Raw genomic sequence first — 16,414 nt, forward strand, 5'->3', positions numbered from 1 at the left:
CTAGAGTAAATTCCAGTTTTGAGCCACAAAATGATTTAGCAGGTTTCTCATTACAATACTGCTGGCTTGAGGGAGTCTTATTATTCTCTCAACCTTTTGAAAGCTTGCTTTTGTTTTCGGAACGTCATAGTTCTTTACAAACGCATCGCAAAAATATACAACTTCATAGCGTTCTTTTTTATTTACACGTTCCCTGTCACGAATAGCCGTGTAATTGGGATTGTCACCATTGGTGGTTGTGTTTACATAATCACTATTGACTAAGTCATTTTCATCAAATTCTACCATAATATATTAATTTAAAATTTCCTAAAATTAATCGCTTTTAAAAGGCGGTTATTACGGTTTTCCGTAACCTTATAATTTAAACATTAATAAATCAGTCAAGCACTGCCACTTACGGCCATTTTTAACCACTTTCATACAAAGAGTTTTTATCGCATTTAAATTCATCAAATAACATTAAATGTATTGAGATGCAGGGAGAAGATGATTTAAGAGGACTTGCCAAAATAATGGCATTTATGAGAGCTGTAAGTATCATTTTAGTGCTAATGCATTTGTATTGGTACTGTCATGGATTTTTTCTTGAAAGAGGATGGACAATGCAGATAATCGATAAAATACTAAGCAGTTTTAATCAGAAAGCGGGTCTGTTTTCGCATACCTTATACACTAAGATTTTTGCAATAGTGTTGCTTGCTCTAAGTTGTCTGGGAAGTAAAGGAGTAAAGAATGAGAAAATTACCTGGTCGCAAATTTATAGTGCTTTAGGAATTGGTCTTGTATTTTTCTTTTTGAATACCCCGCTTTTAAGACCACAACTGGAAACTGCCATTTTCTTTTATATCCTTACAATGGGATTGGGGTATATAAGTTTGATGCTGGCCGGTATATGGATAACTCGTCTTTTGCGCACTAATTTAATGGATGATGTTTTTAACAACGAAAACGAGAGTTTCCAGCAGGAAACCCAATTAATACAGAATGAATATTCGGTGAATCTTCCCACCAGGTTCTACTACAAAAATAAATGGAATAGTGGCTGGATTAATATAGTCAATCCATTCAGGGCAACAATTGTCTTAGGGACACCGGGATCAGGGAAATCCTATGCAATAATTAATAATTACATCAAGCAGCAGATTGAAAAGGGCTTTTCGATGTATATCTATGATTTTAAGTTTGATGATCTTTCTACCATTGCATACAATCATTTATTGAAGCATCATGGTAGGTATAAAGTAAAACCAAAATTTTATGTCATCAATTTTGATGATCCCAGAAAAAGTCATCGCTGCAATCCACTAAACCCTGATTTTATGACTGATATTTCAGATGCTTATGAAGCAGCTTATACCATCATGCTCAACCTGAATAGAAGCTGGATACAAAAGCAGGGGGATTTCTTTGTGGAAAGCCCAATTATTCTTTTGGCCGCAGTTATATGGTTTTTAAAAATCTATGATAATGGTAAGCATTGTACGTTTCCACATGCCATTGAACTGCTCAATAAAAAGTATGCGGATGTGTTTACCATTCTTACCTCTTATCCCGAACTGGAGAATTATTTATCTCCCTTTATGGATGCCTGGCAGGGTGGGGCGCAAGACCAATTGCAGGGCCAGATTGCATCGGCTAAAATTCCATTGTCCAGAATGATATCTCCCAGTCTTTACTGGGTTATGACAGGAGATGATTTTTCATTGGATATTAATAATCCTTGTGAGCCAAAGATCCTCTGCGTAGGAAACAATCCCGATCGCCAGAACATTTACTCTGCAGCACTCGGACTATACAATTCACGTATTGTAAAAATGATCAATAAAAAAGGACAGCTAAAAAGTTCGGTTATTATAGATGAGCTCCCTACGATATACTTTCGCGGACTGGATAATCTCATTGCCACGGCTAGAAGTAATAAGGTGGCGGTTTGTCTGGGATTTCAGGATTTTTCGCAATTGAACCGAGATTACGGTGACAAGGAAAGCAAGGTAATCCAAAATACAGTGGGTAATATTTTCAGTGGTCAGGTAGTGGGTGAGACGGCCAAAAACCTTTCCGAACGGTTTGGCAAGGTTTTACAGAAAAGGCAAAGTTTATCCATCAACCGCAATGATACATCCAGTTCCATTTCCACGCAATTGGACAGCCTTATTCCAGCATCTAAAATCTCTACATTGACCCAGGGCGTTTTTGTAGGGGCTGTATCGGATAATTTTGATCAGCGCATTGAGCAGAAAATCTTCCATGCTGAAATTGTTATAGATAATGAAAAGGTCGAATCTGAAACCAAAGCATATCAAAAAATACCCGAGATTCTATCTTTTATTGATCCAGAAGGCCAAGACAATATGAAACAGGAAATAGAAGCTAATTACAGGCAGGTAAAACTCAATATTGTTCATGTTATCGAAACTGAACTGGAGAGAATCAAAAACGATCCTAACTTAGAGCATTTGGTGCAAAAGGATACAGAAAAGCGTAAAAAATGATTCTGAATTAAATTGTTTGGTACAGATGAAACAAAATAGAGAAAAGCAACAAATTAGTGTTCTAGATTGTTCTGATAAATTTAAAACCTGTAGTTTTAGAAATTTTGTAGAATGCAGTACGCAATCCTCGCCATGATAATACGTGTGCTCAATGAAGAAGAGGAACAAATGATCGTTTCGTTGATGTGCAATATTCTAAATAATATTATTTGTACTTTTTGCTATTTTATCTGAATTAATTTCAATTTTTAAATTAGGATTTCCATATAAATGTAGACAGGCCCAAGCTGCTGGTGTTGGATACTTAAGATAAACTTTTTTATTGGCATTGAAAGTAGCTTGTGATATTGTATGACCTGCTTTAAGTGAACTTAAGAACTCTGGAAGCCAATAACGTGGTATTGTAACATCTAAAGCCCAAAATGGCGCAATTACTGCTTCATAACCCTGCGCAATGAATCTTTTAATAAGGGACGTGACATTACTGCGGAAAAACTCGGTTTTCATTGATCCAGAATAACAAACAAAAAAAATGAGAATTTTACCCTTTCCTATAATACTATCAAGATCATAAGTAGGGTTGTCTTCTTGGAACATTATTTGCGTTTCCGAAATATTCTTTGCCCCATGAGAGCATACAATATTTATATCGGAAGATAGAGGTTTTTCTAAGTTAACTTCCTGATGCACTTCGAACAAATGATCCTTGAGTACTTGCTCAATGTTACCATATAAATAATTTAGGGCATAATCTCCACTTTCAATCGGAATCCAAATCGATTTACTGAAATCATCTTTTAATGGCTCTGCAGCTTTTGTCTGAAGCAACCATTCAGTGGAAAGAACATTTGTTATTGGAAGGGATTTGCCTATAAAATTGCCTTTATCATTTAGAAATAAGTTATGAGGGAAATTTGAAAGTTCCATATCTTTAACAATAAAAACTTCTTCTGCTTTATCATCAATTTCCAATTTCGCTATATTAAGTTGATTTGCAATGCCATTTTCTTCTTCTTCAAACTCTTCTGGAGAGACTAATCTAACTCCTCCTTTATCTTTTATGGCATCATCAAATTTTAAATCACTGAAGTAATCGGTATTTAGTAACTTTTTATATGAAGTGAAGTTCCAGTATTTAAGATTTGGGAAGAAGTATTCGTTATTAAATAACTGCAATTGAAAAAGATTGCCTTCTGACAATGCAATCCAATTCAGAGAAGTTTTTAACGTAATTGGCAAAGCATTTGAAAATCTCTCGTAATCCTCATAAAGGACGTTAAACCTTTCAATATTAGTATCAGGTAATATCAGAGGGGCAATTTCTTTAGATTGCTTCGGTTTAAACAAAATGCTATAATCTGATTTCAACATCATTGAGAGTAGAAACGCAGGGGCATCTTTTTTCTTTGTGCTGTATTCAACAAGTCGATTGGACATTTTAATGGCACTTTCATTGTCGTAAACAAAGTCTTCTGTATTCCTTGTCTCATTTAATTTAATCAAAGATTCTTTTAAATGCTTTTTTAGATCTTCGGAATCAGCTTCTATTATGTCCTTATACTTTTTGATTGTGTCGGCGGGGACAATCATTTCAAAAATATTTAGGTAAAATCCAAGTCCAACCGCACTAAAGTCAGCAGTTGGATAAAGTCTTCTAATATTATATAAAGTTAAAAGCCATGGCAGTGCTTCATTAATTCCGCCACCAATGATTATTTCTCTTTCTTTATTCATATACTCCAAAAGCTTTGAAGGTAAAGTAGGTTCCATCATGTATAAAAGCACTGTAAAATATGTATGGTCAAGTGATCTTCTTTCGTAATCCCGCATCGTAAGTTCCACCGGAATTTCACTATATAATTTAGCAGCCCATGGGTATAGTTTTACGTTCCTAAAAAGCTTAATACCTTGCCAAATTATTTCATTTACATATTTTTCACAATAAGCTGTTTTTTTTTCTAGGATGCAAATTAAACTTAGATTGGCATACATCAGTGCAGCATTTACACTGCCAATATTTGAGTATAGTCGGAAAGAATTGAAAAATCCCTGTTCCGGAATATTGTCTTTGAAAGAGGACAATAAAACTTCTTCAGCAATATCACGTCCGGCCTGATAATATTCTGATGATGTCAATCTGTCAATAAAAAGGCCAACCGAATGATAAAAAATTTCTGAACTATTGACGGAATTAAGTATTTGTCGCAAAAATGTAAGCTGCATTAATGTAATATCAACCATTTCCTCGCTCCAATTAATTTTCTTTGAGTCAATTTGAAGTTTACTGATTATAAGTGCTGCCATCCTTTTTTTATCATCATCAGATAAGGCAGAAATGTCAAAATTGTCTTCTGATAATCTCTGCTGATTATTTTTTGTAAGGGAGGCTTCAAAAATCGGCTTCATTTTTTCAAGCGTCGTGCTATCAGCATCAAAGTCCATTACAGATAAATCAAAATGACTAAAAGATCGGGTCTTAATCAACTTTTCATAAAGATCGAAAAATATGGTTAAGGAATATGAAACGGAACGCTCAGTATTAGTCTCTAAACTTTCTAAAAATCTTTGTACGTACTTTCTATAAAAAGAAAATTCTGGAGCCATACCTTCCAGAATTTGCATATAGAGATCTTTGAGTCTGTCTTCGTGTTTGTGATGACCATTAAGCCTCTCATCAGTTAATTTAAGATTAAATTCCGTAATAATATTTTCGTCCATATATTCTTGATTGCTTTAGTCGCCGTTATTCATGAGAATTTAAATGCTACTATGTTTTTTATCGTTAGCGTACTGATTGTTTTTGGTACCCAAATTAAAGATTATAAATATCCCATCTTTATAAAGTAGTTTATAAATGGTTGTAAGTAAGTGTATTGTGAGCTATTGTGTTGTCAATCTGACATTATTTATTTAAAATAAAACTTCGCAAAATCTCCTGGTTATTGTCATTCCTAGTTGATACTTTAATTATAATAGGCTTAGCAAAGTCAATATCCCCCGTGTCAGGTACAAATTTAACAGATGAAATTTGACTATTATCATTTGTATAACCTTCCAATAGGCCGGAAAATCTACCGACCTCCACTTCGTTATTGTTAGTATCTAACTGGAACGCTTTGTATTGAGCAGTTGTGCCAATGCTGACAGATCCTATATTCCTTGTAAGGTAAGTATTAATTGTAACGAGATCATCTTTAGAATCAATAGATAAAACACTCGGCTCAAGAATGATATTATCGGCAAATGCTCTTGTCAACGACAAATTTACATTTTTAAATATATTAGAATTCGTTGCTGCTTCAGCCCGTAAATAAATCACGCCAATACTTTTTGGTAGCTTTAACTGAATAGTTGCAACATTGTTATTTATAGCTACGATATTATTATCAATACTAATTCCTGAAAAAGTTCCTGCGGAAGTTATAAATCTGATAGACCCTATGGCATCAGAATTAAAATTCACTGTGGCTTTTACGGTAACTATTGTGGTACCGTCTGCTTTAATGTCAGCAGTGATAGGATTTGTATTTTGATCTAGTATTTCCAAATTGATAATTTGACCAACATTTAGCAGTGTGATTCGTTTCTCAGCAATATATTTGTCTGAATCTGTCCCAATTTCAGCAGATAGAAACAACGGGCCATGTTCAAGAGGAAGTTTCAAATAAACCTCTGCCATTCCATTAGCATCTACAGCTTTCTCGTAAGTTGTATTACTAGTTGATGACAAAAATTGACCCTTTGAGGCTTTGAAAGTTATTTTTTTGTATTTCGGATCCGCTTTCGATGGTATTTTTGCTTGTAACTTTATTAATGTTTCTCCGTCACCCGCTATTTCACTTACTTGTAGATTGTTCTTGTCCAAAACAGTAAGGTTTATTATTTCATCATGGGAAATAGTGGCATTATCCTTGTCGTCACAAGAGAAACACATGATTAGTCCCAAAAATAAGACGACACAGAAACTTGAGTTATTTCTTTTGTTTATAGTCATTATTGCATTTTTTAAACAATGTTCCACTTAACAGATTCCGCAGCTTTTACATCGCGATAATCGCAATCGTAAACTGTTACTATTATAAAGACTGGGGATGCATAAGCTTTAATTTGCGAAAGAGTTTTATCAGATTTCAAACGGAAATTAAATGTATCCATTTTACCAGATGTTATTCTTCCATAATAGCGATAAATCTCATATTGATTTGATTCGGTGCTATTTGGTTCTAGGGTGAAGTACTCTAAAAATTTCCTGTCGATTCTTACGCGAACTGCGCAATTCATTTCCTGTCCATTTGAAAATGTAACCTCAATATCTAACTGGCAGTTTTCACTAGCCAATTTATTTCCTGATGCAATAAATCTCATTGCAGTGGACGGAAACTGATTAATTATTTTTGGTCTGTCTAGTATAACTGCCATAACTTATATTATTTGTCAACTCCTTTCAAGACACCTCCTACAAATCCTAATGCTGACGATAGCGCGGAATTAATAGTTACTGTAAATGAAAAGGAACCTTTTGTTACTTTATCGGTTATTATAGGATTATCATTGTCTTGCTGATATGCAATCATTCCTGCGCTTACTCTCAAAATTCTGTTGAGTCTGAATCCAAGGCCTATATAAGGTGTGCCAAGATCTCCGGTCAAAAATGTGTGATAGGTATCGTCTGTAGGTCCTAATCTTTGAGCCAGTCCTATTTGTAAACAAGCTTGCTTAAAGAACTTATCCCATCCTTTTAAGTCCGAAAAGATTGCGTTCCTGTTTACTGGAGCTAAATGAAAGTTTACGGTCTGTAAGGCAAATACATCTTTAAGTTCGCAGGCATAGAGTAGCCCCAGATCCAGATTTATGTAAGGAGTGGCAGCTGTTTCTACGTCGGTAATTGCTTTATAGTCATTTCTGAACGAAGTTTGCGTGTACTTATTTACTAATACATCAGGGACATTGGTATTTAATTCAGTTATTGTATTACGGTTTTCATTTATTGTTCTTTCCTCCTGAATCAATTTGTCCAAACGTCCATTTATAGATGATAAATCAATCTCTTTTTTAAAATAGAATGAATTGTCGCTTTTAAGTTTAAGCTTGTCCATAAGTATGGTTGATGACTTAAAAAGTTGCAGAGATTCAATATTTTTATAAGTCTGATCCTTTGAAAGTATCTGTATTGCAAGTTTGTCGGCAAATTTAGCCTTTCCGTTGAAGATTGAGGAAGAGTAGGTAAAATCTCTATTGCAGTTTAATTTATAAAATGCAATCATTTCATTAAGTGTTACATCGTCAAAACCTTCTATTAGCAAGTTCAGAGGTTCATCTAGTAGAATGGGATTGCTGAGTTCCTGAGGATTCAATTTTTCAACGAGGCTACAGAATGATCCTCCAAAATCAGAAGGTAAAATTGATTTTGCGTATCCGTCATAGTTGCCTACTGCCGTTTCTATATTTGTTTTTGCAGTGCTGAGCTCTCCCTTATAAGATGCTAATTCAGTAGAAAATAAATTTTGCACATCCAATGGTCTGCCATCCTTGTCATATAAGTTTTGGACATGTTTTTGAAGCATTGTGGTAAATTGGCTCTCAATGGTTGCTGGATCTGGTAAAACATCTTTATCAACATAAAGCTTATTAATCACTTTTCTGACATCAGCTTTTAAAGAATTTGAGGCTTCATCTGCGAGGTTTATCTTTTCGTATATATAAAATTCAAAAATATACGGGGTATTTGGATGTAACGGTCCTATTCCTCCGATTGAAAAATTCGCTAATGTAACATTTCTCAGATCTGAAGAAATGTAACCACTTTGAGTGTCAGCATCCTTCTGGAAATAATATTTCTTTTTAAATTTATCATCTATGGGACCTTTCTGGTCGATCTTATATTTGATTTGTATTAAAGATATAAGCTTTGTGGATTTGAACTTGATTTTAAAGCTTTCGTCGAAGGGTAAAATACTTTCAAACTCACGTTTATCTATATCGTAAGTAACTATTGTTTCCTTTGACTGCGAAAAAACAGGATTTGACTTTAACAATAGTATTGTAATTATTAATAAAACACCAAGTTGTCCATTTTTTAATTTTGTAAGCATTGGCAAGTGAATAAGTTACTGAAATTGTTAAAATAATATCTTTGCGTTTTGATTATTTATAAGTTTACACAAAGAGTTTGTATTTTTGTAAGTATAAAGATATGTTTTTTGTAATTAATTAACATACGTATAAATACGTGTTTTTAATATAATTATTGTTGAAATAATTTTAGATATCGTATTTACATTCGAAAATTAATTTTAGACCTTTTTTCTCTGGAATTCAAAAAAACATTCAGATCTAACATTCAGTACGATATAGGCATCGAACTTTTTTCCAGTTTTGCTTTGCATTGCTTTGATAAGAGATGTTTTCCCTGTTTTTACAAGACTTTCAATATCTGATATACTCAACTTTGCACCGCACACGTTTCGGAACTGTAACCAGTTGCATATTTCATCTGGACATTTAACAATTTTGTCCCTGATAATTAAGTGCTGTTTTTTGCATTTGGGACAAATAAGATCAGGTAGATTGGTTCTTGCAATTGCACTTTGTAGTATTTCATCGGTAATTGCCGCTGCATATTTTTGCATTTCCATTTGAAAAGCTTCCGCATCAGCCTGGTTATTCTCGATTTCATGTAATGCTATTTCCCACTGGGCAGTCATAGATACATCGGCAATCTTTTTATCTTTTACCAGCCTGTAAACCTGCAATCCTTTTTGGGTGGGTATAAGGAATTTGTTTTCTCTTGTGATATAATTACGATCAAAGAGGGTCTCAATAATGGCCGCTCTTGTAGCAGCGGTACCAATACCAACGCTTTGTATTGCTCTGCGCTCCTGTTTGTTTTCGATTTGTTTTCCCACGGATTCCATTGCCGATAGAAGACCAGCTTCTGTATAGAGGACAGGTGCTTTAGTCTTATTTTCCAAAACGATGCTGTTTTTTATTCTGAGCTCATTATCCCTTTGTATTGCAGGCAATTCCTGCAAAGGCTCAGTGGTATCATCAGAGAAATTTCCTTTGATAGAGCGCCAGCCTGCCTCCAGTATTTTACAGCCTTTCGAAGCAAAATCATAATGGAGGGCCTGTAAAGTAATATCAGTTATCTCTTTGACGCAGGGTTGTGAGATTGCCTCAAGTAGTCGAAGGGCAATCATATTGTAAATGGCATTTTCCTTTGCCGATAATGCCGATGGAATTTTCTCTGTAATTAGAAGAGCATGGTGATCAGTAACACGAAGGTCATCAACGATTCGTTTGTTAAGAGACCCCTTCACATTAGCAAGAGCATGCTTCCAGGTTTGCGTGTTATGCAAAGCTCTGAGAAGATCAGGTATTTCTGTCCAGATATCTTCGGGAATGTATTTGCTTGCGGTACGGGGATAAGTAATAAATTTCTTTTCATAGAGGCTCTGGGCAATTGTAAGGGCTTCTTCAGCCGAAAAGTTTAGTTTTTTGTTGGCTTCTTTCTGCAAACCGGTAAGGTCAAAGAGCAAAGGTGGCTGTTCTGTAATTTTTTTGGTTTCTGAAGCTGTAACAATAGCAGTACTTCCGCTTCTCGCTATAGATTTCAGTGCGTTTTCTGCAAGCTTTTTATCTTCCCATTTGTTTATAGACATGCTTTTAAAGTCGATGAACTCTTTGGTATGCGATAATTGTATCTGCCAGTACTGCTGTGTTGTAAATTCTTTGTTTTCCAGATAACGCCTGCAGATCAAAGTTAGAGTAGGAGTCTGAACTCTTCCCAGGGAATAAATACCATCACCTGCGGCAATAGAAAGTGCCTGTGAAGCATTGATACCTACCAACCAGTCAGCACGGCTTCTGGCTTGTGCAGCCTGATATAATCCGTTAAAGACGCTTCCTGGTTGAAGGTTTTCAAAACCTAGTTTGATTGCTTTTTCGGTAAGCGAACTGATCCATAGTCGTTCAAAGGGCTTAGTGCATTTCAGGTATTCATAAATGTACCGGAATATAAGTTCGCCCTCACGACCCGCATCGGTAGCTACAATTATTTTTTGACTTTGGTCAAAGACGTGCTCAATTGTTTTCAACTGCTTTAATACACTAGGATCGACTATATAAGCTTTGCCTTTTTTTGCTTTACGTGGAGTCAGTAAAAAAGGACTGGGCAGCATGGGCAGAGAGTTTTTCTCAAATCCTCGAATCCCATAATCTTCGGGCATGGCCAATCCTACTAAATGACCAAAAGCCCAGGTAACAAAATAGCCGTTGCCTTTAAGGTAACCCTCGTTTTTTTCTAAGGCTCCTAAAAGAACGGCTATTTCTCTAGCTACACTTGGTTTCTCTGCAATAACTGTGATCATAATTTATTACATTTTGCGTCCCTTGGACCTAACTGGTGTTTGGGATAATTCTTGCTCGTCTTGTTGCTTTTTGTTATCTGGATTGGTTTGGCCTGATTTCAAAGCTTCCTTGGAGTTTTTTGTCGCTTCATTTGTTTTTCCTTCAGAATTGACTTCTGTCTGGGTTTTATATCCTTCAGCAGGTTTTGCCTGTTCCTTAACTTTGGCAGGATTCTCGAACGAAAAGTCAGTTTTACCAGCATCTCTATTAAAGGTAATGTAACCGTTATACTCTTTGCCTTTCTTGTCAACAAGTCCGCTGACATAGACAGTCTGGCCGTCCATTAGTTTCTGGTGTTGCGCTGCATCAAGCTGCTTTCCCCTGAAGATATTCGGAGCATCCTGAGAAGGTTTTTGTTCTTGAGTCTGGGTTTGTTTATGGGTATTATTCCTGTCAAAGAGGAATTCTACAAAACGTTTATCAGCATTGAATTGTACCGTGGCATCAAATGCATCACCTTTCTTGGAAATCATACCTTCAAGAGCAAGTGGTTTCCCTTCCAGCAAGGTATTTTTTTGGGCTTCGTTGAGTTTTATACCTTTAATTTCCTCTGGGATTTTTATATAATCTCTGCGCAATGCTACCACTTCATTGGTGAGCCTGTCCAGACTGACTAAAGAGGACATTACTTCATTGGTTTTTGGATTAATCAGGTCCACCGCGCGCCCCATATTACCGGTTCGGATAAGATTATCTTTATCTTCCTTACTGAATTCATGGCCGAAGAAGGGATAATTTAAATTAGGCCCTTTGCGAATTCCGTGAATAGCCACCACAACTTCTCCCTCCTCATTGAGTTTAAGGGATAAACGAGCATCCAAACGGGTAATTGCTGACCCCAGGTTAAGACTTATCGGAACAAGCTCATTTGTTTTATATCCTTTGAGCATAGGATCAAGCAGGTTCATTTTTTCAAGTTTTTCTTTGCTGAGCCCTAAGTTGTTCATGGTTTCCCAATCGATCTGTTCCGGCTTGTATTTGTATTCACTTACTTCCGGATTTTTGTGTGTTGTTTCCATACTATTTTTATTTTCTTGTTTATCCTTATTTTGTGTCTCTTCTTTTACTTGGTATTGTTTTATTAATTGTTCCCCTTCTTCTGTGGGTTTATCCACCTGCTTTTGCAATTCTTTTGCAGTATCTACAGCCAGAGGCGCAGGGATTTTAAAGAAAGAGAAGTTGGTGGGATTGCGCAGTTGGCTGAAAAAATTAGAAAAGAAGTTCGAAAACAAATCCCCCTGTTTATCTACCCGCATAAATTGATTTTGATTTTTGCCGGTAGGGTCAACTGTCCGCAGGTTTCCGTTTTCATCAATGCCTTTTACCGCTTGAATTTTCTTTTTCTCTTTATCAAATACCAGCAGTATATCTGATATTTCTTCGGAAAATTTTAGTTTCTCTAGTGTTAGTTCGCTCATAATGTGATAATTTTAAATTCATTCCCGAAATTAAAATAAGCCATAACTAATGAGGAAGGGGTGGAATCCTTTGGCATCATTTTTCACATGATGACCTATGTTTTAGGCATTCTGGAGGTAAAACTTTCCCTAATGAATTGATGCACATCGGATTGCTTATAATAGATTTTTCCGCTGATGGTATAATAAGGCAGCCTGCCTGAGGATCTATAGCGCTGTAGTGATCTTGAGCTAATCTTTAGCATCTGCAGAATATCCTGATTGTCCAGCAATTCTTCTCCATCAACATTGCCACGTTTTTTTTCAAGTTCCCCAATATGTTCCCCAAGAAGATCAAAACGTTCTATAAGCCGTTCCATCCATGATATGAATTCGATTCTGTCTATGTTCATGACTAATTGTTTTGCATTAGTAATAAGTGCTGCTCCAGGCAGCTTAACAATGCAAAGTTGGGAAGTATGAGAATTTATTAATGCCAATGCCTGCCAATGTAAAATGCAGTTTTTCAAAGTTTTAACATATTTTTTATGTACCTGAAATCCTTGATTTTACGGGACTTTACACTGGCAATTTTACAATTTTAGGCTTATGTTAGGCCGATGCCAATTGGATCTTATTGGTGACAACTAGGATGTTCAGATTTTTTATATTTCCCTGTCCATATGCTGTTTCAGTGATGATCTAAGCTGGTCCAGAAAAATGCTTTTACTGTCAGTTCTGTCCTTCATTCTGTGAAAGGCATGATGTACATCTCCAAGCTGGATTCTGAAAAGCAGCTGGAATACCATGCTTATCTTTCGAATGCCCGCTTTTCCGTGAGAAATGCTTCCAGAAGCGTGCAGGGCGTAGATAAGTTCTATCAGTGCATTTTTTGAATCTGTCCAGAAAAAGTCTCTCGAAGTGTCCTGACCATTAGCAAAAAGTGCAGTCTCTTCTTTATCAGGTTCAACTTTTGAGAGTAGATATTTGTAAAGCAATTCATTGGCAATTATACGTGAAACCTTATAATCATAGTAGGTAGAAAATTGATTGTCTATTTCAAAAACAAAACTATTGACTACCTCATGGAGGTCTAATTTTCCACGACAAAAAAAATGATGGTCACATTCGGTCCGTCCAGTGCGATAGTAACGGTAAAAATCAGTGTTATAAAATTGTTCTTTGAATTCTTGTTTTAACAAGTTGAGCTCATTGGAGAAATGCTTATGATGCATTTTACCGCTTACTACTGGACAGGATGCCTCAATTCTAAATATCTTGTTATAGTATATTAGTTTTCCGAGAATTTGAGGCTTTACTGTTTTAAAAAAATATACTTCTTCATTTTCATCAGAGAACCCTTTTTCTAAGACATTTTTTTTAACCGTACAAAGCAGGTTTCGAAGTAGGGTAGTCATGTGGTATGATTTTTCGATTATTTGTTCAGGATCTAAGCTGAATTCCTTTTCTGCTTTACGAATAACCTGAAGTGCGTTCTCACATATAGATCTTATCATGGCAACAGGATTTAGATTTTTATGAACAAGGAAAAGCGTGAACAATTAAGCCCAAGTAAGTTATTTGCTGCTTTTCAGTGGAAATTTAAAATGGTATTGTTTCTTAGCGCCCAGGTTTATTTTCATTCTGAAGCGTCTGCATGAGCTCCATAGCGTAGTTATCTCTGGATTGTATATAAGAGATTTTCGGGATTATGGAAGCTCCAAGCTTTTTTTTCTCAAAAGTGGCCGACATACCCAGATCTATTCTTGGAATTCTGAGTTCTGCTGCTCTTTTTATGGTTTGGTACAGCAGCTGTCTGTAGAGATAGAATCCTTCACTTGCCGCATAGTCCATGCCGATGAGTTCAGGCACATAAGTATAGGAAGAATTTTTGTAGCAGAACATGACCCCGACGAATTCATCATTCCCTTTAGCTTTAATGCTTAGTAGGATGAACTCCCAGTTGGGACATTTATTCATGTTTTCGAACACTTCCTTTGGGTAGAGAAAGGTGTTTATAGCAAGATTTCGCTGCTTCACGTTGCAGTATAGATTGTAGGCTCTTTCCAACTCTAGCGGGTCAAGGCTTTCTTTTATCTGCACATCATAGAATTTTTCATATTGCAGTATTTCTTTATTGTAATGCTTGCGCGATCGGGAGGAAAGCAGGGAACCATAGTCGTGAATTGTCTCCCAGTTTTTATTCTCTATAACACATGATTCAGGCATATCGATTCTAAAATAGCCCTGGCTTCGGATCATCTCATCCCACTGAAAGTCACACTCAAAGTCACGTAGAACAAGCATGTCGGCGCCCACAGAATCATACCTCTGTTCGATTTTACTAAGGAGCAATAAGATGGCTTGGTCTACATGAAAATGATTGTGGTCAATAAAGCAGTGGGATCCTTCGCTGAATAAGCATCCCATGCTCAGTACCTTGGAAGTCATATGCAGCGGCTTGCTTTTCCTGATTTGCTCAAGATGTCTTGAAACAGATTCTGTACTGAGCATATCATCTTTCCATAGCCCTAATGTAAAGAATGTCATAAGTATAATTTGTTTGTTCTGGTCGCGTATTATATAATAGAAAAAATCCCATTTATGTGCAGGTTCAGATGAATTAGAAAAAGTTTTTTCAAGATAAGACAGTCCGTCCCAGTCCAGTATATTTTGTCTGCCGATGGCGCTGTTCCACTCCTGTTTGTCAATTTGCGTAATAGAGTTGGACTCTTCTATGTTTATGGCGTGTGTGTGGGGTTCTACAGGTGGCGTTTTTGAAATACTCTCCATACCGAAGGCTTTCCTGATCTTGTCCTGGCTGCTACCTGTTTCTTCGACGGATTTTTGGAAATGATGCTCCATGGCGTTGAAAAGAGATGTAATATCTGATTGATCGTTATGGGCTGAAATGGTAATGCGGATACCGGTATTTTTTATCGGTACTGCCGGATAGATGCCAAGATTGAGATAATAACCTTCAGAGAATAGGCGTTTGGTAAAATTAAAGGCAGTAGCAGGTGTTCCCATTCCCAGAAAGAATACGGGTGAATCATTTTGCGAGGCAACTGGCAGACTGCTATTTGAGAGCAGGCTACTAAAGTGCGATATTTTTTTTGCAAAGTCTTTCTGGCGCTCGGTTATTTCGCTAGAAAGATGAATGTCACACGAGGCAATTGCAGCAGCTACTGAAGCCGGTTCTAGCTGGGCCGAGAAGGTAAGGGGACCTCCAAAATTTTTAATCTTTTCACGAATTTTTTGATCGGTACAGAAAAATGTGGCTCCACTTGCTCCAAATGTCTTACTCAGGGTACTTACCACGACAATATTTTCCTGAAGCTTCCCAATACTTTCAAATATGAAACCCGTTCCGTTTTTTCCTTTCCAGCTCATGCCGTGAACATCATCAAAATACAAATTGAGCTGTGGATATTTTGCAGCGAGAGAGAGAAGATCACCAACTGGCGCATAATCACCGTACATCGAGTAAACTCCGTCAGCCATGTACCATATTTTAGCAGATTTGCTTGTGAGCATTCGTATTTTGTCTTCAAGCATCTCCAGATTATTATGGCGTATCATCTCCACAGGAATACCTCTTAGTTTGAGAAACTGGCAGGCATTCTGTACACTCCAGTGGACCTGATGGTCAATGATTACCGCATCTTCGTCTCTTATCAGAGTCGGGATAATGGCAAGGTGTCCAAGGGTGCTGTTCTTTGTAATGATAGGCGGGAGGGTATACATCTGCTCTATTTTACTTTCCAGTTCTGCATAGAGAGGATGCGAGAGATACGATTTTGAAAGAGGAAATTGTGTCCCGTAATTATTTATTGCATTCACTGCAGCTTCTTTGAGTCTTTTGTCCTGTTCGAGTCCCAAATATCCTGTGGTTCCAAAATGGAGCATTTCCCGGCCGGCCACTTTTATTGTCCGGCCATTAAGATATTCTCCCTCAGCGTATAGGTGCAGAACGCCCTGGTGTTTTGCACTTGAAAAAACAGTGTCGACAGTATCGATAAAATTGTTATGCTTTATTTTTGCCATTTTTAGTCGATTTTTAGGTTTATATTTTTTTATGTTTCGCTGCCCCGAAAATTATTAACCTAAAAT

The 16,414-nt window shown here is 36.6% G+C and carries 11 protein-coding genes; 1 reads left to right on the top strand and 10 read right to left on the bottom strand.

Annotated features, from left to right (window positions below):
- Nucleotides 1-288: a hypothetical protein gene (locus ACHRWY_RS05105; RefSeq protein ID WP_395353145.1), complete on the bottom strand. Its 288-nt coding sequence runs from the start codon at nt 286-288 to the stop codon at nt 1-3.
- 188 nt (nt 289-476) lie between these two features.
- Here ACHRWY_RS05105 and mobC point away from each other — a divergent pair, with 188 nt between their 5' ends.
- The gene (gene mobC, locus ACHRWY_RS05110) at nt 477-2,495 is read left to right on the top strand and encodes a conjugal transfer protein MobC (RefSeq protein ID WP_395353146.1); all 2,019 of its coding nucleotides are present in this window, start codon (nt 477-479) and stop codon (nt 2,493-2,495) included.
- 195 nt (nt 2,496-2,690) lie between these two features.
- Here mobC and ACHRWY_RS05115 read toward each other — a convergent pair whose 3' ends face one another.
- From ACHRWY_RS05115 to ACHRWY_RS05155, 9 genes are all read right to left on the bottom strand, one after another.
- Nucleotides 2,691-5,213 (bottom strand): hypothetical protein, encoded by a 2,523-nt coding sequence (locus ACHRWY_RS05115; protein WP_395353147.1) that lies wholly within the window; start codon nt 5,211-5,213, stop codon nt 2,691-2,693.
- 184 nt (nt 5,214-5,397) lie between these two features.
- Nucleotides 5,398-6,489, bottom strand: a complete 1,092-nt coding sequence (locus ACHRWY_RS05120) for a hypothetical protein (RefSeq protein ID WP_395353148.1) — start codon at nt 6,487-6,489, stop codon at nt 5,398-5,400.
- 11 nt (nt 6,490-6,500) lie between these two features.
- A complete protein-coding gene (locus tag ACHRWY_RS05125; RefSeq protein WP_395353149.1) occupies nt 6,501-6,914 on the bottom strand; it encodes a hypothetical protein in 414 nt (137 codons plus the stop codon).
- 8 nt (nt 6,915-6,922) lie between these two features.
- Nucleotides 6,923-8,587 carry a hypothetical protein gene (locus ACHRWY_RS05130; protein ID WP_395353151.1) on the bottom strand — a complete coding sequence of 555 codons (1,665 nt, stop codon included), beginning with the start codon at nt 8,585-8,587 and terminating at the stop codon, nt 6,923-6,925.
- Between the two features lie 201 nt (nt 8,588-8,788).
- Entirely contained in the window at nt 8,789-10,864 is a 2,076-nt protein-coding gene (locus ACHRWY_RS05135) for a DNA topoisomerase (RefSeq protein WP_395353152.1), read from the bottom strand.
- 6 nt (nt 10,865-10,870) lie between these two features.
- Nucleotides 10,871-12,322 (bottom strand): DUF3945 domain-containing protein, encoded by a 1,452-nt coding sequence (locus tag ACHRWY_RS05140; protein ID WP_395353153.1) that lies wholly within the window; start codon nt 12,320-12,322, stop codon nt 10,871-10,873.
- A 95-nt stretch (nt 12,323-12,417) separates the two neighbouring features.
- On the bottom strand, nt 12,418-12,714 hold the full coding sequence (locus ACHRWY_RS05145) for a helix-turn-helix domain-containing protein (RefSeq protein ID WP_395353219.1): 297 nt from the start codon (nt 12,712-12,714) through the stop codon (nt 12,418-12,420).
- Nucleotides 12,715-12,966: 252 nt separating this feature from the next.
- Nucleotides 12,967-13,818, bottom strand: a complete 852-nt coding sequence (locus ACHRWY_RS05150; RefSeq protein WP_395353154.1) for an RteC domain-containing protein — start codon at nt 13,816-13,818, stop codon at nt 12,967-12,969.
- Nucleotides 13,819-13,921: 103 nt separating this feature from the next.
- Nucleotides 13,922-16,348 (bottom strand): aminotransferase class I/II-fold pyridoxal phosphate-dependent enzyme, encoded by a 2,427-nt coding sequence (locus ACHRWY_RS05155; protein ID WP_395353155.1) that lies wholly within the window; start codon nt 16,346-16,348, stop codon nt 13,922-13,924.
- Nucleotides 16,349-16,414 lie beyond the last annotated feature (66 nt).

It is taken from the genome of Flavobacterium sp. FlaQc-48 (genome assembly GCF_044007335.1).
Taxonomy (GTDB): domain Bacteria; phylum Bacteroidota; class Bacteroidia; order Flavobacteriales; family Flavobacteriaceae; genus Flavobacterium.

Coding starts and splice junctions, on each gene's coding strand:
- ACHRWY_RS05150 (WP_395353154.1), bottom strand. CDS start 13,818: ATGATAAGATCTATATGTGAGAACGCACTTCAGGTTATTCGTAAAGCA.
- ACHRWY_RS05130 (WP_395353151.1), bottom strand. CDS start 8,587: ATGCTTACAAAATTAAAAAATGGACAACTTGGTGTTTTATTAATAATT.
- ACHRWY_RS05115 (WP_395353147.1), bottom strand. CDS start 5,213: ATGGACGAAAATATTATTACGGAATTTAATCTTAAATTAACTGATGAG.
- ACHRWY_RS05120 (WP_395353148.1), bottom strand. CDS start 6,489: ATGACTATAAACAAAAGAAATAACTCAAGTTTCTGTGTCGTCTTATTT.
- ACHRWY_RS05125 (WP_395353149.1), bottom strand. CDS start 6,914: ATGGCAGTTATACTAGACAGACCAAAAATAATTAATCAGTTTCCGTCC.
- ACHRWY_RS05105 (WP_395353145.1), bottom strand. CDS start 288: ATGGTAGAATTTGATGAAAATGACTTAGTCAATAGTGATTATGTAAAC.
- mobC (WP_395353146.1), top strand. CDS start 477: ATGCAGGGAGAAGATGATTTAAGAGGACTTGCCAAAATAATGGCATTT.
- ACHRWY_RS05155 (WP_395353155.1), bottom strand. CDS start 16,348: ATGGCAAAAATAAAGCATAACAATTTTATCGATACTGTCGACACTGTT.
- ACHRWY_RS05135 (WP_395353152.1), bottom strand. CDS start 10,864: ATGATCACAGTTATTGCAGAGAAACCAAGTGTAGCTAGAGAAATAGCC.
- ACHRWY_RS05140 (WP_395353153.1), bottom strand. CDS start 12,322: ATGAGCGAACTAACACTAGAGAAACTAAAATTTTCCGAAGAAATATCA.
- ACHRWY_RS05145 (WP_395353219.1), bottom strand. CDS start 12,714: ATGAACATAGACAGAATCGAATTCATATCATGGATGGAACGGCTTATA.